Here is a 23,107-nt window from a genome sequence, read left to right as displayed (position 1 = left end):
TCCTGGAAGTTGGCGCTAACTACGAAACGCAATTTCGCTCAAATTAATAGTATTACTAAACGATAAAATTTCGACCAGTTATGGGTGCTCTCAATCATATTCGCGTATTGGATCTCACCCGCGTGCTCGCCGGCCCGTGGTGTGCACAGACGCTCGCCGACTTCGGCGCAGACGTCATCAAGATCGAACGCCCGGAGGTCGGCGACGACACGCGTCACTGGGGCCCTCCGTACCTGAAAACGCCGGACGGCGCAGATACGCGCGAGGCCGCCTACTACCTCGCGGCGAACCGCAACAAGCGCTCAGTCACCGTCGACATCGCGACAGCCGAGGGTCAGCAGATCATCCGCGAACTGGCGGCCCAAAGTGACGTGGTGCTGGAAAACTACAAGGTCGGCCAGTTGAAAAGATATGGCCTCGACTACGCGTCGCTAAAGGAAGTCAAGCACGACATTATCTATTGTTCGGTGACCGGCTTTGGCCAGACTGGACCCTATGCGCAGCGTGCGGGCTACGATTTCATTATCCAGGGTATCGGCGGCTTCATGAGCATTACCGGCGAGCACGACGGCTTGCCAGGCGGTGGACCGCAAAAGGCCGGGGTGGCGATTGCCGATCTGATGACCGGTATGTATTCAACCGTCGCCGTGCTGACAGCGCTCGCACATCGCGACCGTACCGGGCAAGGCCAGTACATCGACATGGCCCTGCTCGACGTGCAGGTCGCCATGCTCGCGAACGTGAACTCGAATTACCTGGCGAGCGGCGAACCGCCGGTGCGCTGGGGCAACGCGCACCCGAACATCGTGCCCTATCAGACGTTCCAGACGAGCGATGGCTGGATCATCGTCGCGGTCGGCAATGACGGGCAATTCCGCAAATTCGTGGAAGCCGGCAACCGGCCGGAACTGGCCGACGACGAGCGCTTCGCAACCAATCCGGCCCGCGTGCGCAATCGCGACACGCTGGCGCCGATTCTGGCAGAGATGGTCCGCGTGCGCGGCAAGCATGAATGGATCGCCGCGCTCGAGGCCGCCGGCGTCCCCTGCGGCCCGATCAACGATCTTGGCGAAGTATTCGAGAACGAGCAGGTGGTGGCGCGCGGTCTGCAGCTCGACCTGCCGCACCCGTCCGGCGGCACCGTGAAACTGGTGCGCAATCCGATCATTATGAGCGCGACTCCGCCGCAAGCGCTCACCCACCCGCCCCAGCTTGGCGAGCATACAACTGACGTTCTACGCCTCGTCCTGGGCTATGACTATGAACGAATCGCGGCGCTGCACCAACGCTCGGTGATCTGAAGATCCATTCAGCCACTGCGCCGGTTTGTGCGCGGTGTCAGGCCGTACATGGCTGGCACCGCAGATTGGTGGAATGAACCATTTCGCCGCCGAGGTCTTCACGAGATCGACGGCGCATTGCCTAGCTACTACATAGCTATAACGCTTCACGGGAGACATGCATGAAATTGAGTAAGGCGATCATTCTTGCGACTGGCGGACTGGCTAGCGCGTCAGTCTGCGCGCAAAGCAGCGTGACTCTCTACGGTCTGGTTGATGCCGGTATCAGTTATGTGAACAACCTGGCCAGTCAGCCGGGAGCCATCGGCGCCCGAAAAATACAGGAAACATCCGGCGTCGGTGCGCCGTCCCGATGGGGCATTCGGGGGGTCGAGGATCTGGGCGGCGGCAATTCCGCCATATTTGTGCTCGAGAACGGTTTTAGCGTCGCCACCGGCACGCAATTGCAAGGTTCACGTTTATTCGGCCGCCAGGCATTTGTTGGGCTGGCCAACAAAAATCTTGGGACGGCGACCTTCGGTCGACAGTACGACTCGGTCGTCGACTTCGTCGGCCCCTTTGTCTCGTCCAGACAATGGGCAACACAATATGGCGCGCACGTCGGCGACATTGACAACCTCTACACCACGTTCCGCATCAACAATTCCGTCAAGTACACCAGTCCAACCTATCGCGGGCTTGCCGTCGGAGGGTTGTACGCTTTCAGCAATCAGGCAGCCGGTTCAGCAGGCACTGGCTTCTCAAACAATAGCGCGTGGAGCGTTGGGGCGAGCTACGCCGCAGGAGCTGTAACGCTGGGGGCTGGCCACCTGCACCTCTCAAACCCTTCGGCCGGGAGTACGGGGGGGAGCAATACGGCTGGTGCCATCGTCGGCGACTACACGAGCGCCACGGATATCTTCTACACGCGCCCCGTCAGGACGCAGGACGTCACCGGTGCAGGCATAGCGTACCAATGGCATGCGACAACGCTGGGGTTCGCGTACACATTCGCCAAGTTGCAGTACGTCGATCGTTCGAGCTTTTCTCTTTCCAACTATGAAGCCAATGCGAGCTATCAGATTTCCCCGGCCGTTCTTGCTGGCGTCGCATTCATTTACAGCGACGGAAAGGTAAGCGGAGCCTCACGTATAGCGAACATTACTGATGGAACTCATCCTCGTTGGGCGCAGATAAACGCGGGGGCCGAATACCTGCTTAGCAAACGCAGCACGGCCTATGTAGCCGCTGTCTATCAGAAAGCCCTGGGCGATGCCCTCACGGCGTCGATTGACAACGTCGGCGGACCAACGGGTTCCAATTCGAGATATCAGCTAGCCGTTACCGCCGGCTTGCGCGTCAAGTTCTAGGTCAACCTTGGCGCGCCGCCGGAGCGAACACGAGCAACTTCGAGACCAATCGTTGCACGACCTCACCGGACTCGTTCAGCGTATCCGATGAAACCGTAACGACGCCCTGCCCGGATTTTGATGTAGACGGCTTTACATCGACCACCGTGGTGACGACGCGCAGCTGGTTCCCTGCCCGCACGGGCTTCGTCCACGTGATCTCGCAGCCCATGCCGATCACGCCGTCTGCAAGCGGCAATCCTCCGCCTGTCAACATGCGCATCGTCATAGCGGCCGTGTGCCAGCCGCTCGCTGCAAGCCCCCGAAAGATCGTCGCTTGCGCGGCAGCGTCATCGAGATGGAAGGGTTGAGGATCGAATTCGCTCGCGAAGCGTTTGATATCGGCCTCCGTGACGGCAAATGGCGACGACTCAAACTGCATACCAACCACCAGATCATCCAGATATAAGGCCTGCATGAGTTCCTCCCATCAAATCAGTTCGGGTCAATCGAAGCCGCTCCAACCGCAACACCGTCGCACGTCTTCGCTCAAATTTGCTGCACAGCAAGTGCCGGAATCCCGGTATGAGCAAGTGCTTTGATCAGTGGATTCCAGGCTGCTTGGCTATCAAGGAAGCCATGAACGAAGACCAGTGCGTCTAAGTCGATACTACTCGGTCGGACCTCCGGATTCGAGGTTTTGCTGGCATCAAGGACGCGCTTCACAGTCGGTCTCCTTCATCTCCACTTACGTCCGACGACGTCCGGCTGATCCCGGGAACGTCGATGCCGGCAGGCGCATTGCGTGCGGGGAAATCGCACGTCTATAATTGCTAACCTTCACAGACTGTTTCTGGCGATATCGTGAATTCGAAATCTTCTGCTACGCCGGCCGCGCCGTACCACCATGGAAACCTGCGTAATGCGTTGATCGCAGAGGGGCGCCGGGCGCTGGAAGAGATTGGCGTACGCGAATTGAGCCTTCGGTATCTCGCACGGGCGGTGGGTGTATCGGAGGCTGCTCCGTCCCGACATTTCGCGGGCAAGGAGGGGATGCTCGCTGCCATTGCCGCGGACGGGTTTCACGATCTCGCGACGCTGCGTAGCGAGATTCAGGCGTCCGACGACACGGCAATGGCCAAGGCATACAGCATGATGCGGGTCTACGTCGAATTTGCGCAGCGCCACAAGGGACTCTTCAACTTGATGATCGGGCCGCGCATCGTGACGCGTGACTCATTCCCGGAACTGAACGAGATCGGTGCGAAGTCGTTCCGGCTATTCGCGTCGTCGGTCGAGCAACTGGCGCTGGAACATGGCTGGCCCAAGTCGTCACTCACGCTCGTGACCCATGCTGCATGGAGCATGGAGCACGGTCTTGCCACATTGATCCTCTCGGATCGCGTGCCACGATCTGATCTACCTGTCGATCTGGAGCGCATGATTCACTTCTCGATCAGCATTTTTCTCAGCGCCGTCGCGGCAGGACCGGCGCACCTGGAAGAGGTCGTTCACCTGCTGCCGCGCAGCAACACTGCCGACCCGCAACGAGTGCGGACCAAATCGTCTCAGGGACTCACAGCTTAGATACGCAGCGAGTGTTTCGGTCGGCGCGGACCGGGACCCGTTGCCGACGTTCGAAGTGGTGTCCCGCCAACGGCAGATCACAAAGACAACCGGACATCCAGCCGCTCTGCTTCCCGAAACAGCGCGACATTGGTTAGCATACCTTGCAGTCCTATGCCACCACCCAGTCGTGGCCAGCGATCGGACCACCCGCTTGCTGCATGCGACCGCCCGAAATCAGACCGCCAAGATCCACTGGTGCGTAGCCAAAATCGTTGACGAGTCCGATCACCACCGCCTTTGCGTCCTTGTCGTCACCGGAGACGAAGATGACGCGCTTTCCGTCATGAAACTTCGGGCCCTTGTCGTAGTGCTCCATGCGGATAGCATTGAACGCCTTGACGACGCGAGCCTCTGGCGCGTGTGCCGCGACGATCTCGCTGGCGCCCGTGCCCCCCAAGTCCGCCAGAACGAGCTCAGGCTCGAGTTGCGTAAAAGGGTTGGTGGTATCCACCAAAATGCGACCTGCCCAATTGGGCAGCCCATCCAGCGCCGACGGGACTTGAAGCCATGGAACGGCGAGCATGACCAGCTCAAGCCGGGCCACCTCCTGGACCGTATCTGCCGACGCGTTCGGACCGAGTCCGGCCACGATATCGCCCAAAGCCTGCGGCCCACGACGAGCGCTCAAGACAACCTCATGTCCTGCTTGAATGGCACTCCTGGCGATGGACTGCGCTACAGCACCGGCTCCAATAAAACCAATCTTCATTTCGACACCTCAGCGGCAACGTAAGTCAACGAAGCCATGCTCGCGTAGGAGCAAGGCACTTGGGAGAACTGCCTGGTCAGTTGGATGAGCGCAGGTCGAGCAGCACCTTGCCGCCCTTGATTGCGTGAGCGATGGCCTTTTTGTAATCTGCAAGCGGATAGACGGCAACCACAGGCAGGTCAAGTTCGCCGCGCGCCATCAGTTCGGCAGACTCCTTGATTGCGTCTGCGATGTACGGCAGGTATTCGGGAAGGTCGATGTATATGCCGCGCACGACGATGCCTCGCAGATGCAGGTCCACGACCTTGACCGGCATGACCACCTCGCCGCTCGTGAACGCATAGCTCACCAGCGTACCGTTTTGCGACAGCGCGTCGATCAAGCGCACTGCAGCCGAACCGCTCAGGCCGTCGATGGCCAGACGGACGTTGCCCGGACCGACCGCGGCCTTGGCTTTGTCGATGGCGCCCGGCTCATCGACGAGAACGACGTCCCCACCCGCTTCTTCCAGTTCTTTGACCAGTTCCGGACGACGTACGAAGTTGATGGTCCGCAGGCCACGCTTCTTCGCCAACGCGATCACCGTGCGGCCGATGCCGGAGTTGGCCGCGTTTTGCACGATCCAGTCGCCTTCTTTGAGGTCAACGAAACGCCCGAGCAGAAGTACGGCCGTGGGAGGATTGATTTGCAGCATGGCCAGTTGACGTGGATCGACGTTGGCAGGCAGCGCAATCAGCCCCTTGGCCGGGATCACCAGGCGCTCGCGCCAGGTCAACGCATAAAGCGGGGGCAACACGCGGTCGCCGACCTTCACGTTGGAGACATTCGAGCCTACCTGCAGAACTCGCCCGACGCCTTCGTTGCCCACGATCGAGGGCAGTGGAGTCGAGTAGGCGAAGCGATTGGTGATGACGGCCAGGTCATTGCCGTTGATGGGGGCATACTCCATCGCGATCAGGACTTCATCCGGGCCGGGGTTGGCCGGCTCCGGAAGGTCAACGAGTTTCAGAGTCTCGACGGGGTCGCCGAAAGCGGTGTTCTGGATAGCACGCATGGATTACGTCCTTTCATAAGATGCTTAGCTGGAAAGCCGAGAGGCAATACTCCGGCACTCGGGGCTCATTTCGAAATCGTGCAAAAACCGGGGTGAACGCTACCAAGCCGCCCCTCATGACGAGGAGCGCCTCACATTTCGCAGGACGCGTAGCGCTAGAACGCGAGCAGCACCATGCCGGTCCTTCCCCTGCGGTACGTATGTTCGAGCGCTCCCAGGTAGTCGCTCGCCTGATATCGTTCCGCTACGGGGAAAAGGCTCGGGAAGTTGCGTGCGAGCTCGAGCGCCTTGGCCAGGTCCGCTTCGCGTACCGCCGCAGCTTCGAATTGCCAGCTGAACAACGACACCCCTTTTATGGTCAGCGCTCGAGGGGCGATGGAACGAATGTCCGTCGTAGCTCCCCCCAAGGAGCCGTAGCTAATGATCGCTCCGCCCCGAGCCAGGAAGCCCGCTACGTCGGGTAATAGCGCGCCGCCGACGCCATCGAACGCCACGTAGACGGGCTTGTTCGCAAGCGCATCGCGAAGCTCGTCCTTCCAGCCCTGGTTCTCCGTGACGATGACAGAAAGGTTGGGGCGAGCAGCTTTAAGCGCTTGCGCGCTCGCCGCGGAGCCGACGAGCAGGATCGGATTGACGCCCACTTCGACGAGCAGATGAGTGAGCAGCTTTCCGACGGCAGAATTGGCAGCCGTCTGAATAACCGTGACATCTTCGCGCTTGTCTTCAGGCAACGCGTTGTGACCAGCCCGCATCGCAAGGCGTGCAGTCAACGTGTTGACCAGCATCTGCGCTGCGACCTCATCGCTCACTTCATCGGGCACGGGTATCAGCGACTGGACAGGCGCGGCGATCCTGGAGCTCCAGGCGCCGTTAACGGGAAAGATGGCCACACGTGTGCCGACCTGAATCCGGTGTGAAGGGTCGATGTCAGCGGCCAGCGCTTCCACCACCCCTACACCTTCGACGCCGGGCACTCGACCTCCCCTCGGGATGAGGGGAGCCGCCCCGAAGGCGGGGGAAGCGGAGACACCCAGCAAGTCGCCCGGATGAACCGGTGCGGCGGACACACGCACAAGCGCCGCTCCGCTCACAAGAGAAGGGGCATCGGAAAATGCTTCCAGCGTGAGCACCTCGGCGGGCTCGCCATGGCTGGTGTGAACAATTCGCTGCATCACGGACTCCTTTCGCAAGGATTTGATTATTGGAGCGATCGCTCCGTTATGGCAGAATAGGGGCATCTCTACAGCATGTCAATAAATTTTGGAGCCATGACTACAAAAAACGATACGCAACCCCGGCGCAGCCGCGGCAGGCCCTCAACCTTTGATCGTACGGAAGCTCTGAACCGAGCCATGAAGCTCTTCTGGGAGCACGGATACGAAGGAGCCTCCTTCGACCAGTTGATCCAGGCCATGGGGATCAGCCCCTCGAGCTTCTATAACTCGTTCGGCAGCAAGGAGCAGCTCTACAGGGAAGCGACTGACGCATACCTGAGCATGTCCGAAGTCTGGTTCGCTGGCAGACTGTTCGGCACGGCCGACACGCGAGAAGCATTCAAGAAGTTTCTCGATGCTACCGTCGTCGAATTCACTCGAGACAGCCACCCATCGGGCTGCATGATCTCGCTGGCCGGCACTCACCTGCCCCCCGAACTCGCTTCTATTCGTGAGACGATGGCCGAGCACCGCGCAAACGCTGAAGAGATGATGGCGCAGCGGTTGCGCAAGGGGGTCGAAGACGGCGACTTACCGCCTGACACCGACGTGCCCGCACTTGCTGCCTTCTACAGCGCCGTGACCCGCGGAATGGCCGTCCAGGCACGAGACGGAGGCGGCCCGCAAAAGCTGAAGGCAATCGCAGATGTCGCCATGCAAGCATGGCCAGCTCAAAGCGGTCGGGTAAGATCTGCAAGGCCCCGGGGGACTCGCGTTGTCTGACCGGCCATGCTGCACGGAGTGGTCCAGCACCGGGCGGACGCAGACGACCGGTACGTGCGCAGTGCGTGCTCGCTCGACAAGCGCGCTTTGCGCGAGGCAGGTTTCAACTCGATTCGGTGGATTCATCCCAGCTTGTCTGAGACCGGGGCCAGCGTAGGCGACGAAGATTTCTGGCACAACTACCTCAACTGCCCCCATGCCTTGTTGATAGAGGCAAAGACCTAGTGCTTAGCTGCATACCTCAGGGCACCCGACTCGACTACCACACGAATGGTACAAGACGATGCCGGACTCGTTTCTGGTATCCGGTATAGCCGGACAGATTCCTCGCAAGGAAGCGTTCTTCGTCAATGAGCCGCCAAATCAGAAATGGCATCATCGCGGCGATTGACGTACACAGCATGATGAACTTCTGAGCGGGTGCTTCTCCGCCGTCGGACCGCCGCTCATCCGACGCGCAAGAAGCGCCGGATCCTTTCGCATGAGATAGAGCGTAATGAGGAGTGATGCGCCTGTGAAGATCAATAAGTACACCCATGCTTCCCAATACTGAACGGTCCCCGCGGGGACGAACAGTAGAAGGCCCATCACAACGGCGAGGACGGGAAGTGCGAGCCATGCCCTTGCGTTGAGATTTTTCATAGCACAATTTTCCCGTACTCGAGAATCATCACCATAGCGTCGACAATCTTCAGCTTTTCGTCCTCAGTGATTTTAGCGTTCGTACGCATTCCAAACTGGAAGCCGGAGGGAGGCAAAACGATATCTTGTAGATCCCATCTAACAGGATCAAGATTGTGCTGACCGAGGATGCTCACGCTTCGGTTCAGGATTCAGGCGTTTGACCGGTTCGACGTGAATAAATCAGGGAGAACCCCTATGAAAACTCCGGGTCATATCCGCGCCGTTAGTCGTCGCACGGTGCTCAAGGGGGCCGCTGCTGCAGCGGCGTTGCAGCTCGCCTCGCCCTTCATCATCAAGGCACGCGGCGAGACACCGTTGCGCATCGGCATGGTCGATCCATTGACCGGTGTTTATGCTGCAGTTGCACAGAATGAAGTGATGGGTGCGAGGCTCGCCGTGCAACAGATCAACGCCAACGGCGGCATTCTCGGGCGCCCCATCGAGCTGCTGGTGGAAGACTCGGCGAACGACGTCGGTACCGGCGTGCAGAAGGCGCGCAAGCTGATCGAACGTGATCAGGTCACGTTTCTGATCGGGGATGTGAATTCCGGCATCGCTCAGGCAATCGCCCAGGTCTCCAACGAGAAGAAGGTGTTGCACATCGTCTCGGGCGGCCACACCGACACAATCACGGGCAGCGATTGCAAGTGGAATGTATTTCGCGTCTGCAATACGACAAGCATGGAGGCCAACGCGGTCGCCGACCTCCTCTTCACCAAGTACGGCAAGAAGTGGCATTTCATTACGCCGGACTACGCCTTTGGCCATACGCTGCAGAAGGCCGCGCTGGCGGATTTGCAAAAGCTCGGCGGCACGATGACCGGCAACGAGCTCACGCCGCTCGGCACGACCGATTTCTCCGCGTACCTGATCAAGGCGCGCGCGGCCAACCCCGATGTTCTGCTGGTGCTGCCGCAGGGTTCCGACATGGTCAACTGCCTGAAGCAGATCGCGCAGTTCGGCATCGGCAAGCAGATCCACGTTGCCGGGCTTCAGCAGGAGCTCGAATCGCTCGAGGCGATGCCGCCGGAGGCGCGCGTCGGATTCTGGATGTTCGAGTGGTACTGGAAGCAGCCGGGTGTCCCGGGCGTCGAGAAGTTCGTCGCCGACATCCGCAAGATGAACGGCGGCAAAGTCCCCACTGCACGCCACTGGTTCGGCTACACGTCGGTTCATACGCTCGCCTCGGTCGCCAACAAGGAAAAGAGCCTCGACGCGAAAAAACTCGCCGAGGCGCTCGGCGGGTTTGAACTCGCGGACGACGTCAAGCTGCAGCCCAACAAGTGCTACTACCGCAAGGGAGACCACCAGCTGATGACCTCGGCGTTTGTCGGCGAAGCGCTGTCTCAGCCGGCGGGCGACCCGGAGGATCTGTTCCGTGTCGAACGCGTGGTCGCCGGCGACAAGACTGCGCCGCCCGACGCTGCGACCGGCTGCAATCTGCAGTGGCCGGCCTGATCCCGAAGACGATGTCCGCGCGGTAGTACCGGCAGCCGTTGCCATGAACCTGACACGCATGCGTGGCAACACAGCGACCCAGGCTGCCCGACGCGGCTCGTGCACGGGTTGCGTCTGGACATGAGCGGCCGATGACTCAACTACTCCTTTTCAACGTCACTAACGGGCTGATCATCGGTGCGTTTTACGTGCTGATGGCGCTTGGCCTGTCGCTCATTCTCAACTTGAGCAACGTGATCAACTTCGCCCATGGTGGCTTCCTCGTGATCGGCGGCTACATTGCCTATACGATCACGCCCTACGTAGGGTTCTGGGGTGCATTGCTGATTGCGCCGCTATGCACGGCCGCCATCGGTCTCGCCGTCGAGCGGGTGCTCATCCGGCGGGTCTACGGACGCGATCCGCTCTACAGCCTGCTGCTGACGTTCGGCCTCGCCTTCATGATCGAGGACGGCACCCGCTTCATCTGGGGTGCGCAGGGCAAGCCCGTGACCATTCCGCCCGCGCTGGCTCAGCCCTTGAGCAACGAACTCTTCTTTATTACCGGCTACCGCCTGTTCATGGTCGGCACTGTAACCATCGCGGTTGCACTGCTCTTCATGCTGTTGCGCTACAGCCGGCTCGGCATACGCATCCGCGCCGGCACGCTCGACCTTGAAACCGTCGCGGCGCTCGGCATCAACGTGGGCAGGCTGCGCGCGCTCAATTTCGCCGTCGGCATCTATCTCGCCGGTCTGAGCGGCGTGCTCGCCGCGGGCCAGCTCGGGCTGGAGCCGACGATGGGAACCGGCCTCCTGATGCCGAGCTTCATCGCCATCATCGTCGGCGGGGTTGGCAGCCTCACCGGTACGCTGCTCGGCGGCTTGCTGATCGGCGTCGCCTCGGGCATCACCGCGGTGTTCCTCCCTGCGGCGAGCGAGGCCATCATGTACGTGCTGATGGCTGTGGTTTTGCTGATCCGGCCGCGCGGCCTGCTCGGCGAAGAAGGCATGATGTCATGAGCGACTACCGCCACCCTCCCCGGCTGGTCGTCATCGCAACACTCTGGGCGGTGCTCTTGCTGGCGCCCTACTGGATGCCGCTGCTCGGCGGCTACACCGCGCTCGGCACGCGCGTGCTCGTGCTCGGACTGGCCGCCATGTCGGTGAACTTCCTGCTCGGCTTCACCGGTGTGCTCTCTTTCGGACACGCGGCCTATTTCGGGCTCGGCGCCTATGGCGCCGGCCTCGCGCTGAAGTTTCTCGCGCCGAGCACACCACTCGCGCTGCTGTGCGGCACGCTGCTCGGCGGCATTGCCGGCACACTGCTGGGCGCGCTCATCGCACGGCGACGCGGCGTCTACTTCGCGATGGTCACCATCGCGTTCGGGCAGGTCTTCTACTACATCGCCTTCCAATGGAGTTCCGTCACCGGCGGCGACGACGGCTTGCGCGGCTTTTCGCGCCAGCCGCTCGATCTCGGCTTCGCCCGGATCGACATCCTGTCGAACGCCAACGCGTTCTACTATTTCGTGCTGTTCTGCCTCGCGCTCGCGATCGGCGTGATGGGTTTCATCCTGCGCTCCCCGTTCGGGCGCACCATGATCGCGATCCGCGAAAATGAGCGGCGTGCTCGCTTTCTCGGCATTCCCGTCGATCGGCATATCTGGATCGCCTTCACGCTGTCCTGCTTCTTCATGGGGTTCGCCGGTGCGCTCTACGCTCTCCTGAACAACTTCGCCGATCCGCGCGGGCTGCACTACAGCCAGTCGGGCGATTTCGTGATGATGGCGGTCATGGGCGGCATGCGCAGCCTGTGGGGGCCGCTGCTCGGCGCCGCGGTATTCGTCGTGCTGCAGGACTATCTTTCGAGCATTACGGTCAACTGGATGTCGTTCGTCGGCCTGCTGTTCGTCGCGATCGTGCTGTTTTTCCCGCGCGGGCTGCTCGGCTTCATTCAGCGCAGGAGCGACTCATGAGCGCCGCCCGGCCGCCCGAAGGCGCTCGTCCCGCAGTGCGAAGCACGGAGGTTACCCAATGAGCGTGCTCGAAGTCAGGCGCATCAGCAAGCGCTTTGGCAGCCTGGCCGCGGTGCGCGACGTATCGCTCGCCGTCGAGAAGGGCGAGTTGCGCGCTGTCATTGGGCCGAACGGCGCAGGCAAGACCACCTTCTTCAATCTCATCAGCGGCTTTTTCCCGCCGAGCATGGGAACGATCGTGTTCGACGGAGTCGATATCACGGCGCTTCCTGCGTATCGGCGCGTTGCGGCCGGCATCGCCCGCACGTTCCAGATCACCGAGATTTTTCCCGAGCTGACGGTATTCGAGAACGTGCGCATCAGTGCGGAGGTGACGGAGGGTTTTCGCCTGCGCCCGTGGATCAGCAGCACCGAGCGGGCGCGAGTTCGTCGTCACGTCGAGGAGGCGCTCGAGCTCACGGGTCTTGCCGACAAATCGCACCGGCTGGTCGGAGAGCTGCCGCACGGTGACCAGCGGGTTGCCGAGATCGCGATGGCGCTAGCGCTGCAGCCGCGCTTGCTGCTGCTCGACGAGCCCACCGCCGGCATGGGCGACCAGGAGACTCACGAGATTACGCAGCTCGTGCGCCGCCTGCACAGCGAGGGCAACTTCACCATCGTGCTGATCGAGCATGACATGCGCGTGGTCTTTCATCTGGCCGATCGAATCACGGTGCTCGACCAGGGCAGCCTCCTCGCCGAAGGCTCGCCAGAGGAGATCGCGTCCAACGAGGCCGTACAGGCCGCCTATCTGGGTAACACAGCATGAGCGCCGCGCCGAACCGCTCCAAGCAAGCTCGCACTCCCTCGGGGGGCAGCGAGGACACGAAGTGCCGAGCGTGGGGGCTCAAATGAACGCCGCCCTCACCGCCGCAGGGCTGCATACCTACTATGGCAAGAGCCATATCCTGAATGGCGTGAGTCTGGAGGTTGCGGAAGGCCGGATCACGGCATTGCTCGGTCGCAATGGAGCCGGCAAGACCACGACCTTGCGTACCCTCGTGGGTTTGACGCCTGCGCGCCAGGGGCGCGTGACGATCTTCGGGGTGGATACCACGCGCTGGCCGACTTTCCAGATCGCCGCGAGCGGCGTCGGCTACGTGCCCGAGGGGCGAAGAATCTTCGCTAATCTCAGTGTCGAGGAAAATCTGAAGGTCCCGCTGGAGCGCGGCGGACCATGGACGATCGCGCGGATCTACGAGCTGTTTCCACGGCTCGCCGAGCGCAAATTCAGGCGCGGGCGCCTGCTATCCGGCGGCGAACAGGAGATGCTATCGATTGCCCGCGCACTCCTGCTCAATCCCCGGCTGCTCATTCTCGATGAGCCATCGCAAGGCTTGGCTCCGCTGATCGTTCGTGAGGTGTTTCGAGTCGTGTCGCAGATGCGCGATGAGGGGATTTCGGTACTGCTGGTCGAGCAGAACGCACGCATGAGTCTCGAGATCGCCGATTATGCTTACGTGCTGGACGATGGCAGCATCGTTTATTCGGGAGACGCGAGCGCGCTCGCCGCCGATGAAAGCCGGGTACGAGCGCTAACCGGTGCCAGCGTGGAGCAGTAAGCCCCTCATGGCGGGCTTGTCATTTTCGGCGGCAGCGTTTCAGGTGCCGGCGTTGACGAGCGCCTTCGGCACGGCGTGTTGCTGCAAACCCCACTTCGACAGAATCTTCTGATAAGTGCCGTCGGCGATCAGCTGGTTGAATGCGGTGGTCAGCGCCGTGTTGAGTGCCGCGTTGTCCTTCGATATGCCAAGCGCGGTGTACTGAGACAAGAACGGCTGGCCGATCGGCGCATACGCGTTCTGCTCGACCGAGTTCTGGTACGGCAAGGTTTCGCCGCCCTGCACCGCTGCATCGATCCGGTTCTGGTGCAACTGCATGCGCGCGTCCGACGAGCCATCCGTACCGACTACCTTGACGGGCGGCTTACCTGCCTTCACGCAATGCTCATTGCTCCAGTTCGCGATATCGTTCGGAAACGACGTACGACGGCTCGTTCCGACGGTCTTCCCGCACAACGCATCCATCGTCGCGAACTCTCCCGCGCGCGCCTTCACCGTGTAGAACTGCGGACCGGTCGTGATGTAGTCGAGGAAGTTCACCGCCCCGCGGCGCGAGGGCAGATCGGTCATGCCCGACAGGATCACGTCGACGCGCTTCGTGGTCAGTGCGCTCATCATCTGGTCGAAGCTGGTTTCCTGCCATTCGAGCTTGACGCCGAGCTTCGCGGCGAGCGCTTCGCCGAGATCGACATCGAAGCCCATCAGCTTGTCGGTGGCCGGGTCCTTGTATTCGAACGGCGGATAGTTCGGCACGATCGCCGCGACGAGCGTGCTCTTGCCGATGCCCGGGATGGACGGCGCGGCAGTTTGCGCATGAGAAAGCGGGGCATGCAGTGCAACAATGCCAACTACCAGGGTGAACCATTCACGCAAACGAAGGGACGCGTTCATAGAAACTCGCTTGTTAGAGGAATCTGGAAAGCGGGTCCCAAGGAACCCGCGGTTGTGATCAGGAAAGCACGGCCGAGATGAAATCCTGCGTACGTTTATGTTTTGGCTGCCCGAGCACCTGATCAGGCGTGCCGGTTTCCACCACCCGCCCCTGATCCATGAAGACCACCCGGTTGGCCACCTCGCGTGCAAAGCCCAGTTCATGCGTCACCACGATCATCGTCATGCCGCTTTGCGCCAGGTCGCGCATCACCGCCAGCACCTCGCCCACGAGTTCAGGATCCAACGCCGAGGTCGGTTCGTCGAACAGCATCAGTTGCGGATGCATCGCCAGTGCACGTGCAATCGCCACCCGTTGCTGCTGTCCACCCGACAGCTCCACCGGGAACGCATCGCACTTATGACCGAGTCCTACCCGCTTTAGCAACGAACGCGCCTCTTCTTCCGCCTCCGCGCGCCGCCGCTTGAGAACCTGCACCGGACCTTCGATCACGTTCTCCAGCGCCGTCTTGTGCGGGAACAGGTTGAATTTCTGAAACACCATGCTCGTCGCCAGACGCTGGCGCGCCACCTGCCGCTCCGAGAGCTCGTGCAGCCGGTTGCCCACCCGCCGGTAGCCTGCCAGTTCGCCGTTCACCCACAGCGCCCCGTCGTTGATCTTCTCCAGCTGGTTGATACACCGCAGGAACGTGCTCTTGCCCGAGCCCGACGGCCCGATCACGCACAGCACTTCGCCTTTGGCCACATCCAGCGTGATGCCCTGCAGCGCCTTGAACTCGCCATATGACTTGCGCACGTCGACCGCGCGAACGATTGAATTCATTTCGGCTCCTTGTCCTGTCGTCACCGGCGTCTTCATTGCCGGCCCGATGCACGTCCCGCACCGCGGGCGTAGTGCCGCTCCACCCGCGACTGCGCGAACGACAGCACCGTCACCACCACCAGGTACCAGACCCCGGCCACCATCAGCAGCTCGATCACCCGTGCATTCGCGTAGTAGATGTTCTCGGCGTTGTGCAGCATCTCCGCGTACTGGATCACGCTCGCGAGCGAGGTCAGCTTCACCATCCCCACCAGCTCGTTGCCGATCGGCGGCACGATCACCCGCATCGCCTGCGGCAGAATCACCCGGCGCAGCGCCTGCAGCCGTGGCATGCCGATCGACTTGGCCGCTTCATACTGGCCCGTGTCCACCGACAGCAGCCCCGCGCGCACCACTTCCGACGTGTACGCCCCCTGGTTGATCCCCAGACCCAGCAACGCCGCGAGGAACGGCGTCATGACGTCCACTGTGCGGAATTCGAACAGCCCCGGAATCCCCATCGACGGAAACACCAGCGCCAGGTTGAACCACAGCAGCAGTTGCAGGATCACCGGCGTGCCGCGAAACAGCCACACATAGCCTTGCGCGACCGCCTGCAACACCGGATTGGGCGACAGTCGCATGATCGCGGTGATCACGCCGAGCAGCACGCCCAGCGCCATCGCCAGCACCGTCATCACGATCGTGTTGACGAGGCCTGTCAGGATCGAACGCGCCGTCAGGAACCGCGCTACGTAACGCCATTCGATCTGGCCGTGCGCGAACGCCAGCACCACGTACCCGATCAACGCGATGATCGCCGCCGAGGCCACGTAACGGCCCCAGTAGCGGCGCCGCACATGCTCCAGATGCGAAATGTCGGTGACGTCCTCACTCATCTCTGTCATCTGCTTCTGAGCCTCCGCGGGCAGTGCCGCCCGATCGTTTGAAATGCTTACCATGATGGCCCCCTGTAGTCGGCCGCCCACGCGGTCTGCCGGTCGATCGCCGCACGCAGCCGGGTGATCTGCTCTTCCACGCGTGCCGGTGCCGTGCCGCCGTAGCCGCTGCGCGCGGCCACCGCCGCTTCGAGCGTCACGTGTTCCAGCACCGACGCCTCCAGCCGCGCATCCACCTGCGCCAACGTCGCCACCGACACCTCACCCAGCTCGATGCCCTGCTCTTCACACGCCCTCACCAGCGCGCCCGTGATCTCGTGCGCCTCGCTGAACGGAATACCGCGCAGCGCGAGCCAGTCGGCCACCTCCGTGGCGAGCGTGAAGCCCAGCGGCGCCTGGCGGCGCATCTCGCCCACGTCCACCTGCATCGTGCGGATCATGCCCGCCATCGCCGGCAACACCAGTTCCAGCGTGTCGATGCTGTCGAACGCGGCGATCTTGTCTTCCGCAAGATCGCGGTTGTACGCGAGCGGCAGCGACTTCAGCGTCGCCAGCAAGCCGCCGAGATTGCCGATCAGTCGCCCCGCCTTGCCGCGCGTGAGCTCCGCGATATCCGAGTTCTTCTTCTGCGGCATGATCGAGCTGCCCGTCGCGTAGCCATCGTCCAGCACTACCCAGCCGAACTGGCGCGTCGTCCACAGGATCACTTCCTCCGACAGTCGCGACAGATTCACCGACAGCATGCTCGCAATGAATACGAACTCCGCAACGTGATCGCGCGAGGCGACCGCGTCGATCGAGTTCTCGCACGGCGCGTCATAGCCCAACTCCACGGCCGACAGATCCGGGCGCACACAGATCGCCGAGCCTGCCAGCGCTGCTGCGCCCAGCGGCGAGCGCGCGCTGCGCCGGTCCCAGTCCACCAGGCGATCGACGTCGCGGTAAATCGACTGCGCGTGCGCCAGCAAATGATGCGCGAACACGACCGGTTGCGCCGGCTGCAGATGGGTAAAGCCCGCCGTCACGCTGCGGGTGTGCGCATCGGCCTGTTCGATCAGTGCGTTCTGCAAATCGATCACCGCGTGCGTCAGCGTGCGTGCCTTGTCGCGCAGGAACAGGCGCAGGTCGTTGGCCGCCTGGTCGTTGCGCGAGCGGCCCGCGCGCAGCTTGCCGCCGGTGGCGCCCAAACGTTGCGTCAATTCGCGTTCGAGGAACGTGTGCACGTCCTCGTCATCCTGCGACGGTCCGATCTCGCCTGCAAGGTACTGCGCTTGCAGCCTGTCCATTTCGCCCAGCAGTTGCTGCAATTCTTCTTCGGTCAGGATCTGCGCGCGGCGCAGTTCCTGCGCATGCGCGCGGGAACCGGCCAGATCGTAAGGCGCGAGCCGGAAGAAGCTCGGGTCCGAACGCGATAGCGCCTTGAGCGCCGCCGACGGCCCCGACTTGAAACGCCCGCCCCACAAACGCTCGATCGGTTCAGAAATATTCATCGCTGCTAGTCCCCTCCGTTAAGTTGACTCCACTGTACGTATCCAGTTTTTCTTCTTGTAGCGAGAATTAAATTCCGTTCAAATGAAATTTTTCTCAGCATCTCTTCCCGCCACATGAGAAACCGTCTGCCACCGCTCAATCCTCTCCGTGCGTTCGAGGCCGCCGCGCGGCGCTCGAGCGTGGCCGGCGCCGCGCAGGAGTTGCACGTGACCGCCAGCGCGGTCAGCCATCAGATCCGCATTCTCGAGGAGGCACTCGGCGTCACGCTGTTCGTCAGATCAAAGGCGCGCGTGAAACTGACGCGCGAAGGCGAGGCCTTGCTGCAGCCCGTCAAAAATGCGTTCGACATGATCGCCAACGCCGTGGTCAAACTGGACTCACCCGAGATGGCCGGCGATCTCGTCGTGTCCACGCCGCTGCTGTTCACGTCGCGCTGGATGGCCCGGCACATCGGCGAGTTTCTCGACCAGTACCCGGCGATTAATCTGAAAGTGATCCCCTCCAACGACGACCGCGAAGTGTATTCGCCCGACGTCGACGTATGCGTACGCTACGGAGAAGGCCGCTGGCGCGATCGTCACGTCACGCTGATTACGCATCCCGCGCTGTTTCCGGTTGTCAGTCCCGCTTTGATGAACGGGCCCAACGCGATCCGCAAGATCGAGGATCTCGCAGGCAAGGCGCTGTTTTGCGAGCACTCGGGATCGTGGATGCGATGGCTCGCGCATGCGTCGGCCGACAAGCTCGAAGGCATCAGGATTCTTGAAATCGGCAATGCGCATATTGGTATCGAAGCGGCGATTCACGGTCAGGGTGTGGCGCTCGGTGACAGTTTCTCGGTGCGGGACGACCTGATGGACGGCACGCTGGTTCGGCCGTTCAGCATCACCGTGCCGTCGAGACACGCGTATTACCTGGTGTCCCGGCAAGAGTTGTCCGATACGCCGCTCGTGTCGGCATTCGCCACGTGGCTGAGCGAGAACGTGGAGTGAGTCAGGTGCTTCAATGGTCTTTCGCCCCGTTCATCGTCACCTGCTGAACCGCGCTCGATTGCAGCCCCCACTTCGCGACGATCGCACTGTATGTGCCGTTGGCGATCAGCTTGTCGAGCGCGGCCCGCACCGCGTCGCGCAGTTTCGGGTTGGATTTTGCAAAGGCGATACCTTCAGGCGAAGCCGCAAACGGTTCGCCAATGGGTTTGTATGTGTTCGGTTCGAGCTTCATCGCGTACGGCAGGGTTTCGCTGCCCTGCACGCCCGCAACGATTCGCCCCTGCTTCAACTGCATACGCGCAGATGACGTGTCTTCCGTACCCACTACCGTGATCGGCGTCTTGCCGACGCAGTTCTTCGCACTCCATGCTGCCGTGTCCGCCGGGAACGACGTGCTGCGGCTCGTGCCGACCGACTTCCCGCACAGATCCGCCGACTGCCGGATCTCGCTGCCATGCGCGCCCGTCAGGATGTAGAACCGCGCGCCCGAATTCAGGTAATCGAGAAAGTCCGCCGTATCGCGGCGCCCAGGCACGTCGCTCAATCCGCTCAGCACCATGTCCACTCGCCCGGTAGCGAGCGAGGGCAGCAACTGTTCAAATGCCGACTCCTGCCAGTCCAGCTTGACGCCGAGTTGCTTCGCGATCGCATTGCCGAGGTCGATATCGAACCCGATCAGTTCGCCGCTCTCCGGGTCTTTGTATTCCATCGGGGGGTAGATCGAGTTGACCGCGACCTTGATGACCTTGGACTTGGCAATCGAATCGGGCAACGCTTGCGCATGGGCAGCAGCGCCGAAGAGAAATGTCGACAGACAGACTGCCATCAAACGGGACGCAGCGCGCAGCGGGTTCAGCTTGGACATGGAGGACATACCTTTAAAGAAAGAATTGAACGCTTGCCATCAAAACCATTGAGTTTGCGTCACGGCCTGTCGCGCTACCGCAGCGCGGGGTTAGCATCGGCGTCGCCGCCAAGCCACGATAGAAGCGTGCGCGCGTCGGCGAGATTGTCCAGATCGAGTACTGCATCGGCAAGCGCGCTCGCCGACGTGTCGTCGAGCGCCATGGTGGCCAGGGCGTGGTACTTCGACAGCAAGTCCGCATCCGATAACGGATTGCGCGGATCGCCGAGCGGCGTGAGCACCTGCCGCGAGCGCGGCATCTCATCGGCGATCGTGAGCGTGACGATGGGCTCATCCAGATCGGACATCGCCGGATCGACTTCGAGCGTGATGCGCGGCATCATCGCGGCGATACGCGGATCGGTTCGTGCAGCCTCGAGATAAGCGGCAATCCCCGCGTGGCCATATACCAGCACCGAAGCGACCGCATACGGCAAACTCATTTGCGACGAGGCCAGATTGCGCAAATCGCGACCACCGCACATGCCTTCGACAAATGCGCTCAATCTGACGTGCACGCTGGACAGCCTGTCCGGATCGTATTTGATGCCGTGAAGCAGATCGAGCGCGGCATCGACTGCTGCATGCGTACTGCGGCACGACGCGTGCGGCTTGATCGAGCAACGCATGATCTTCCACGTGCCGCCCAGTTCGTGCAGCAAGGCTTCGGGGTTCTGCGTGTCGGGGGCGAACGCGTTGAAGAAGCCGCCCCATACGTCCGCGAACACCTGCGTCGGGCCACTGACGTTTTCCCTCGCCAGCAATGCCGCCAGCAGTCCACCTTCAGCCGCGCGGCCGGTATGCATGCGTTTCGTTTGCGACGCGTCGTGAATGAAACCCCATAGGCCGCCGCTGAAGCTGCCCGCATGGCCGAACGCCGCGCCGGTTTGCACGGCATCGAGTCCGAGGAGGCGCGCGCTTGCTGCCGCCGCGCCGAACACACCGCAGGTCATCGTCGAATGCCAGCCGCGTGCGTTGTGCGGCGAATATCCACCGCACGCTTCGAGCACTCGTCTGCCGACGTCATAGCCGAGCACCACTGCCGCAAGAAACGCCCGCCCCGACACTGGCCGCGGCGAGCAGGCAAGCGCCGCGAATGCGGCGGGCAGCACGACGGCGCCGGAATGGTCGCAACCGCCCGAGTCGTCGAGTTCCAGCGCATGTGCGGCGACACCGTTGACGAAGGCCGCGCTGCGCGGGCCGAGCGACTGCCGCGTGCCCCACACCTGCGCAACGCCTGGCCCGTCCCCGGTCATGACCGCCCGCGCGCTGCGCGACTCCATGGCCGCGGCACCGGCCAGCGAGGCGCCGAGCGTGTCGAGGATATGCCGCTTGGCCTTATGGACGACGGCAGCAGGCAGCGCGTCGTTGGGTACGTCGGCGACGAATGCCGCCAGTTGCTCCGACAGCGACAGATCACGCGCGCTCATCGTGCAGCCTCCCGATGTCGTGCAAAAATGTCGACCGGATGACCGGGCTCGTTACCGTCGACGTTCTGGCGCCACCAGGCCGCCACTTCCGCGCCCGTCGCGAACCACACGTCGTCATGCGAACGCATCTCCGCGAGCAACTCGCGCAGCACGTCGATACGTCCCGCCGTACCGATGAGCTCCGGATGCAGCCTCAACACAAAGCACAAACCGAAGCGGCGGAACGCCGCGAAATCCTGCTTCCAGTTCGCCAGCACTTCCCGATACGAGGGAATCCGTGGCTGTCCGACCGGCACAGCCGGCGACAGGTTGTAGACGAAGTACGGTTCGTCTTCGAGCTCATAGTGAAGCGGCAGTTCGACCAGCGGCGGCGTGTCGCCAGCCACCACCGTCCCTGCGTTCGCGTCCGGCAGATGAAAATACGGCAGATCGTCGCCGCGCCATGAAGACGACCACGTGACCCCCTCGCCGCGCAGAAAATCCGCAAAGCCGGGTGCCCAATTGCCGTAGAAGGAACGAAACCCCTGCACACGCCGCCCGAGCGTATCGGCGAGCGCTTGCTGGCCTGCAAGGAAGGCTTGTCGTTGCTCATCGAACGTTAGAGTGTCGAAGTTCTCGCAGCGAAATCCGCTTGTGCCGATTTCGTGTTGCCGCGCGTCGATACGGCGCAGCAATTCCGTGTGGGTTTGCGCAACGCGTCCGGGCAAGAACCAGCTCGAGCGGACATTGAACTCATCGAACGCGTCGAGCACGCGATCCATGCCCCGTTTCGCACCATAGCGCCAGACTGAAAGCGATTTCTCGCGACCGGCGATACGGGGCTCCTGAGTCAGGATGCCGTATTCGTCGTTGAAGTCGACCGTGACGACCACCGCGCACCGCGCGTCGTGTGGCCAGCGAAGTGCATTCATGCGGTGAGCTCCTGCGAGTGCCCCGAAGTATTGTTATCGAGCCACCATTGCGCGACGTCGCGGCACGTGGCGAACCATACGTCGCCTTGTGCATGCATGTGATCGATCAGTCGTTCGAGCAGCGCAATACGGCCGGGTTTGCCGGACACCTTCGGATGAAACAGCGTGGTCAGGCACAGTCCGTCGCGATGCGAGCCGTCGAATTCACGACGCCAGTTGTCGAGTGTCGTGTCATAACTTGCAATACGATCGAGGCTCGCCGGAAAATCCGGGTTGCGGTGATAGGCCAGCGACGCATAATCGTCGAGCTCCCAGCGGCCTGGAATTTCGACCATTGGCTCGACCATACCCTCCGCGTGCAGCAGATAAGGTCGATCGTCGCCACGCATCGAACTCGAATAGCGCACGCCGGCTTCCATCAGCACGCGAATCGTGTCCGGCCCCCAGTCGCCCGATGGCGTGCGAAAGCCGACCGGCCGAACGCCGAGATATTTAGCGAAGACTTCGGCGGAGCGTTCCATCACTGCGCGTTGGCCGTCGCGATCCAGGGTCCAGAAAGCTTCGTGCCGGTAGCCGTGGTAAGCGATCTCGTGGCCGCCCGCGATGATCGCCGCACATTGATCCGGCCAATTTTCGACCACCCAGGCCGGCACGAAAAAAGTCGCCGGCACGCACCGCTCGCTGAGCATATCAAGCAGACGGCCAAGCGCGCGCCACGGGCCGTAACTGCCCAGTGTGAAATACGATGGGTTGATCCAGATCGAACCGTTGAGCATCGCATCGCCGGTCGGGCCATCGAGATCGAACGCCAGCGCGACGCAAGAACGACGTCCTTCCGGCCAGCGCTGTGCGAGTGACCCGGTCTGATTGGACTGGCGCTTGACATCTTCCAGGCGAGAAACGCTTCCCAACTCCTTCGGCGTACTTGCACTGTGTGCATGGCTCTGCGACGCGGTCGGGCTCTGTGGGCCGGCCAGCGTAACGGTATCTTGGGCCATACGAAAACTCCCTTGCACCCATTGTTCAAAACGTCGGCGATCCAGCGTTACTTCCCGCCGTGTAAGGCAAACCCGGCGCTCGGCATGCACCACACGCAGCCTTTGGCGAGGCGCTTCGCGTATCGAAATCC

Annotated in this window: 23 protein-coding genes; 10 read left to right on the top strand and 13 right to left on the bottom strand. The window is 62.0% G+C overall.

Annotated elements, in window-relative coordinates:
• Positions 1–80 precede the first annotated feature (80 nt).
• Together GNZ13_RS03120 and GNZ13_RS03115 are read left to right on the top strand one after the other, a co-directional pair.
• Positions 81–1,301, top strand: coding sequence for a CaiB/BaiF CoA transferase family protein (locus tag GNZ13_RS03120; protein WP_172160407.1), 1,221 nt, complete (start codon positions 81–83; stop codon positions 1,299–1,301).
• Positions 1,302–1,462: 161 nt separating this feature from the next.
• Positions 1,463–2,650: a porin gene (locus GNZ13_RS03115; protein ID WP_172160405.1), complete on the top strand. Its 1,188-nt coding sequence runs from the start codon at positions 1,463–1,465 to the stop codon at positions 2,648–2,650.
• 1 nt (position 2,651) lies between these two features.
• On the opposite strand, the gene GNZ13_RS03110 is transcribed toward GNZ13_RS03115, so the two are convergent.
• Both GNZ13_RS03110 and GNZ13_RS03105 read right to left on the bottom strand, forming a co-directional pair.
• Positions 2,652–3,107 carry a MaoC family dehydratase gene (locus GNZ13_RS03110; protein ID WP_172160403.1) on the bottom strand — a complete coding sequence of 152 codons (456 nt, stop codon included), beginning with the start codon at positions 3,105–3,107 and terminating at the stop codon, positions 2,652–2,654.
• 71 nt (positions 3,108–3,178) lie between these two features.
• Positions 3,179–3,355: a lipase family protein gene (locus GNZ13_RS03105; protein ID WP_172160401.1), complete on the bottom strand. Its 177-nt coding sequence runs from the start codon at positions 3,353–3,355 to the stop codon at positions 3,179–3,181.
• Positions 3,356–3,493: 138 nt separating this feature from the next.
• On the opposite strand from GNZ13_RS03105, the gene GNZ13_RS03100 reads away from it, so the two are divergent.
• Complete coding sequence (locus GNZ13_RS03100; RefSeq protein ID WP_172160399.1) at positions 3,494–4,216, top strand: TetR/AcrR family transcriptional regulator; 723 nt, start codon at positions 3,494–3,496, stop codon at positions 4,214–4,216.
• Between the two features lie 151 nt (positions 4,217–4,367).
• Here GNZ13_RS03100 and GNZ13_RS03095 read toward each other — a convergent pair whose 3' ends face one another.
• The 3 genes from GNZ13_RS03095 to GNZ13_RS03085 all read right to left on the bottom strand — a co-directional run bounded on the left by GNZ13_RS03095 (position 4,368) and on the right by GNZ13_RS03085 (position 7,193).
• Positions 4,368–4,967 (bottom strand): NADPH-dependent F420 reductase, encoded by a 600-nt coding sequence (locus tag GNZ13_RS03095; RefSeq protein WP_172160397.1) that lies wholly within the window; start codon positions 4,965–4,967, stop codon positions 4,368–4,370.
• 76 nt (positions 4,968–5,043) lie between these two features.
• Positions 5,044–6,021, bottom strand: coding sequence for a zinc-dependent alcohol dehydrogenase family protein (locus tag GNZ13_RS03090; protein ID WP_172160395.1), 978 nt, complete (start codon positions 6,019–6,021; stop codon positions 5,044–5,046).
• A 155-nt stretch (positions 6,022–6,176) separates the two neighbouring features.
• Positions 6,177–7,193, bottom strand: coding sequence for an alcohol dehydrogenase catalytic domain-containing protein (locus GNZ13_RS03085; RefSeq protein ID WP_172160393.1), 1,017 nt, complete (start codon positions 7,191–7,193; stop codon positions 6,177–6,179).
• A gap of 180 nt (positions 7,194–7,373) precedes the next feature.
• Between GNZ13_RS03085 and GNZ13_RS03080 the strand changes: the two genes are divergently transcribed.
• The 6 genes from GNZ13_RS03080 (at position 7,374) to GNZ13_RS03055 (ending at position 13,658) form a co-directional block, all read left to right on the top strand.
• Positions 7,374–7,958: a TetR/AcrR family transcriptional regulator gene (locus GNZ13_RS03080; protein ID WP_172160391.1), complete on the top strand. Its 585-nt coding sequence runs from the start codon at positions 7,374–7,376 to the stop codon at positions 7,956–7,958.
• A gap of 879 nt (positions 7,959–8,837) precedes the next feature.
• Positions 8,838–10,100: an ABC transporter substrate-binding protein gene (locus GNZ13_RS03075; protein ID WP_172160389.1), complete on the top strand. Its 1,263-nt coding sequence runs from the start codon at positions 8,838–8,840 to the stop codon at positions 10,098–10,100.
• A 131-nt stretch (positions 10,101–10,231) separates the two neighbouring features.
• Entirely contained in the window at positions 10,232–11,101 is an 870-nt protein-coding gene (locus GNZ13_RS03070) for a branched-chain amino acid ABC transporter permease (protein WP_172160387.1), read from the top strand.
• Positions 11,098–12,057 (top strand): branched-chain amino acid ABC transporter permease, encoded by a 960-nt coding sequence (locus GNZ13_RS03065; protein WP_172160385.1) that lies wholly within the window; start codon positions 11,098–11,100, stop codon positions 12,055–12,057. Before GNZ13_RS03070 ends, GNZ13_RS03065 begins: the two co-directional genes overlap by 4 nt.
• Before the next feature lie 58 nt (positions 12,058–12,115).
• Positions 12,116–12,865 carry an ABC transporter ATP-binding protein gene (locus GNZ13_RS03060; protein ID WP_172160383.1) on the top strand — a complete coding sequence of 250 codons (750 nt, stop codon included), beginning with the start codon at positions 12,116–12,118 and terminating at the stop codon, positions 12,863–12,865.
• An 82-nt stretch (positions 12,866–12,947) separates the two neighbouring features.
• Positions 12,948–13,658, top strand: coding sequence for an ABC transporter ATP-binding protein (locus tag GNZ13_RS03055; RefSeq protein ID WP_172160380.1), 711 nt, complete (start codon positions 12,948–12,950; stop codon positions 13,656–13,658).
• Between the two features lie 39 nt (positions 13,659–13,697).
• Here the strand turns inward: GNZ13_RS03055 and GNZ13_RS03050 are convergent, their stop codons facing one another.
• From GNZ13_RS03050 to argH, 4 genes are read right to left on the bottom strand one after another with little or no spacing between them, the layout of a single operon-like run.
• Positions 13,698–14,549 (bottom strand): ABC transporter substrate-binding protein, encoded by an 852-nt coding sequence (locus GNZ13_RS03050; RefSeq protein ID WP_172160378.1) that lies wholly within the window; start codon positions 14,547–14,549, stop codon positions 13,698–13,700.
• A 58-nt stretch (positions 14,550–14,607) separates the two neighbouring features.
• A complete protein-coding gene (locus GNZ13_RS03045) occupies positions 14,608–15,372 on the bottom strand; it encodes an amino acid ABC transporter ATP-binding protein (RefSeq protein WP_172160376.1) in 765 nt (254 codons plus the stop codon).
• A 32-nt stretch (positions 15,373–15,404) separates the two neighbouring features.
• A complete protein-coding gene (locus GNZ13_RS03040; RefSeq protein ID WP_172160558.1) occupies positions 15,405–16,259 on the bottom strand; it encodes an amino acid ABC transporter permease in 855 nt (284 codons plus the stop codon).
• 47 nt (positions 16,260–16,306) lie between these two features.
• Positions 16,307–17,740 carry an argininosuccinate lyase gene (gene argH, locus GNZ13_RS03035; protein ID WP_216674692.1) on the bottom strand — a complete coding sequence of 478 codons (1,434 nt, stop codon included), beginning with the start codon at positions 17,738–17,740 and terminating at the stop codon, positions 16,307–16,309.
• 114 nt (positions 17,741–17,854) lie between these two features.
• Here argH and GNZ13_RS03030 point away from each other — a divergent pair, with 114 nt between their 5' ends.
• Positions 17,855–18,733: a LysR substrate-binding domain-containing protein gene (locus tag GNZ13_RS03030; protein ID WP_172160374.1), complete on the top strand. Its 879-nt coding sequence runs from the start codon at positions 17,855–17,857 to the stop codon at positions 18,731–18,733.
• 10 nt (positions 18,734–18,743) lie between these two features.
• On the opposite strand, the gene GNZ13_RS03025 is transcribed toward GNZ13_RS03030, so the two are convergent.
• The 4 genes from GNZ13_RS03025 to GNZ13_RS03010 form a co-directional block, all read right to left on the bottom strand.
• The gene (locus tag GNZ13_RS03025) at positions 18,744–19,598 is read right to left on the bottom strand and encodes an ABC transporter substrate-binding protein (RefSeq protein WP_236001774.1); all 855 of its coding nucleotides are present in this window, start codon (positions 19,596–19,598) and stop codon (positions 18,744–18,746) included.
• Positions 19,599–19,672: 74 nt separating this feature from the next.
• The gene (locus tag GNZ13_RS03020; RefSeq protein WP_172160372.1) at positions 19,673–21,067 is read right to left on the bottom strand and encodes an MmgE/PrpD family protein; all 1,395 of its coding nucleotides are present in this window, start codon (positions 21,065–21,067) and stop codon (positions 19,673–19,675) included.
• Entirely contained in the window at positions 21,064–21,978 is a 915-nt protein-coding gene (locus GNZ13_RS03015) for a polysaccharide deacetylase family protein (protein WP_172160370.1), read from the bottom strand. Before GNZ13_RS03015 ends, GNZ13_RS03020 begins: the two co-directional genes overlap by 4 nt.
• Positions 21,975–22,976, bottom strand: a complete 1,002-nt coding sequence (locus tag GNZ13_RS03010; RefSeq protein ID WP_172160368.1) for a polysaccharide deacetylase family protein — start codon at positions 22,974–22,976, stop codon at positions 21,975–21,977. The genes GNZ13_RS03015 and GNZ13_RS03010 overlap by 4 nt, the downstream gene beginning before the upstream one ends.
• Between the last annotated feature and the right edge of the window lie 131 nt (positions 22,977–23,107).

Origin of the sequence: Paraburkholderia elongata (assembly GCF_013177735.1) — a bacterium.
In the GTDB taxonomy this organism is placed as follows: domain Bacteria; phylum Pseudomonadota; class Gammaproteobacteria; order Burkholderiales; family Burkholderiaceae; genus Paraburkholderia; species Paraburkholderia elongata.
The sequence above is the reverse complement of the archived record's forward strand: the minus strand, read 5'-3'. Positions and strand labels throughout refer to the sequence as shown.

Excerpts from the sequence above, each read along its gene's own strand:
- GNZ13_RS03085 (WP_172160393.1), bottom strand. The coding sequence starts at position 7,193 with ATGCAGCGAATTGTTCACACCAGCCATGGCGAGCCCGCCGAGGTGCTC.
- GNZ13_RS03075 (WP_172160389.1), top strand. The coding sequence starts at position 8,838 with ATGAAAACTCCGGGTCATATCCGCGCCGTTAGTCGTCGCACGGTGCTC.
- GNZ13_RS03020 (WP_172160372.1), bottom strand. The coding sequence starts at position 21,067 with ATGAGCGCGCGTGATCTGTCGCTGTCGGAGCAACTGGCGGCATTCGTC.
- GNZ13_RS03030 (WP_172160374.1), top strand. The coding sequence starts at position 17,855 with ATGAGAAACCGTCTGCCACCGCTCAATCCTCTCCGTGCGTTCGAGGCC.
- GNZ13_RS03070 (WP_172160387.1), top strand. The coding sequence starts at position 10,232 with ATGACTCAACTACTCCTTTTCAACGTCACTAACGGGCTGATCATCGGT.
- GNZ13_RS03065 (WP_172160385.1), top strand. The coding sequence starts at position 11,098 with ATGAGCGACTACCGCCACCCTCCCCGGCTGGTCGTCATCGCAACACTC.
- GNZ13_RS03060 (WP_172160383.1), top strand. The coding sequence starts at position 12,116 with ATGAGCGTGCTCGAAGTCAGGCGCATCAGCAAGCGCTTTGGCAGCCTG.
- GNZ13_RS03015 (WP_172160370.1), bottom strand. The coding sequence starts at position 21,978 with ATGAATGCACTTCGCTGGCCACACGACGCGCGGTGCGCGGTGGTCGTC.
- GNZ13_RS03055 (WP_172160380.1), top strand. The coding sequence starts at position 12,948 with ATGAACGCCGCCCTCACCGCCGCAGGGCTGCATACCTACTATGGCAAG.
- GNZ13_RS03050 (WP_172160378.1), bottom strand. The coding sequence starts at position 14,549 with ATGAACGCGTCCCTTCGTTTGCGTGAATGGTTCACCCTGGTAGTTGGC.
- GNZ13_RS03080 (WP_172160391.1), top strand. The coding sequence starts at position 7,374 with ATGAAGCTCTTCTGGGAGCACGGATACGAAGGAGCCTCCTTCGACCAG.
- GNZ13_RS03040 (WP_172160558.1), bottom strand. The coding sequence starts at position 16,259 with ATGACAGAGATGAGTGAGGACGTCACCGACATTTCGCATCTGGAGCAT.
- GNZ13_RS03095 (WP_172160397.1), bottom strand. The coding sequence starts at position 4,967 with ATGAAGATTGGTTTTATTGGAGCCGGTGCTGTAGCGCAGTCCATCGCC.
- GNZ13_RS03045 (WP_172160376.1), bottom strand. The coding sequence starts at position 15,372 with ATGAATTCAATCGTTCGCGCGGTCGACGTGCGCAAGTCATATGGCGAG.
- GNZ13_RS03115 (WP_172160405.1), top strand. The coding sequence starts at position 1,463 with ATGAAATTGAGTAAGGCGATCATTCTTGCGACTGGCGGACTGGCTAGC.
- argH (WP_216674692.1), bottom strand. The coding sequence starts at position 17,740 with ATGAATATTTCTGAACCGATCGAGCGTTTGTGGGGCGGGCGTTTCAAG.
- GNZ13_RS03110 (WP_172160403.1), bottom strand. The coding sequence starts at position 3,107 with ATGCAGGCCTTATATCTGGATGATCTGGTGGTTGGTATGCAGTTTGAG.
- GNZ13_RS03010 (WP_172160368.1), bottom strand. The coding sequence starts at position 22,976 with ATGGCCCAAGATACCGTTACGCTGGCCGGCCCACAGAGCCCGACCGCG.
- GNZ13_RS03120 (WP_172160407.1), top strand. The coding sequence starts at position 81 with ATGGGTGCTCTCAATCATATTCGCGTATTGGATCTCACCCGCGTGCTC.
- GNZ13_RS03090 (WP_172160395.1), bottom strand. The coding sequence starts at position 6,021 with ATGCGTGCTATCCAGAACACCGCTTTCGGCGACCCCGTCGAGACTCTG.
- GNZ13_RS03025 (WP_236001774.1), bottom strand. The coding sequence starts at position 19,598 with ATGTCCAAGCTGAACCCGCTGCGCGCTGCGTCCCGTTTGATGGCAGTC.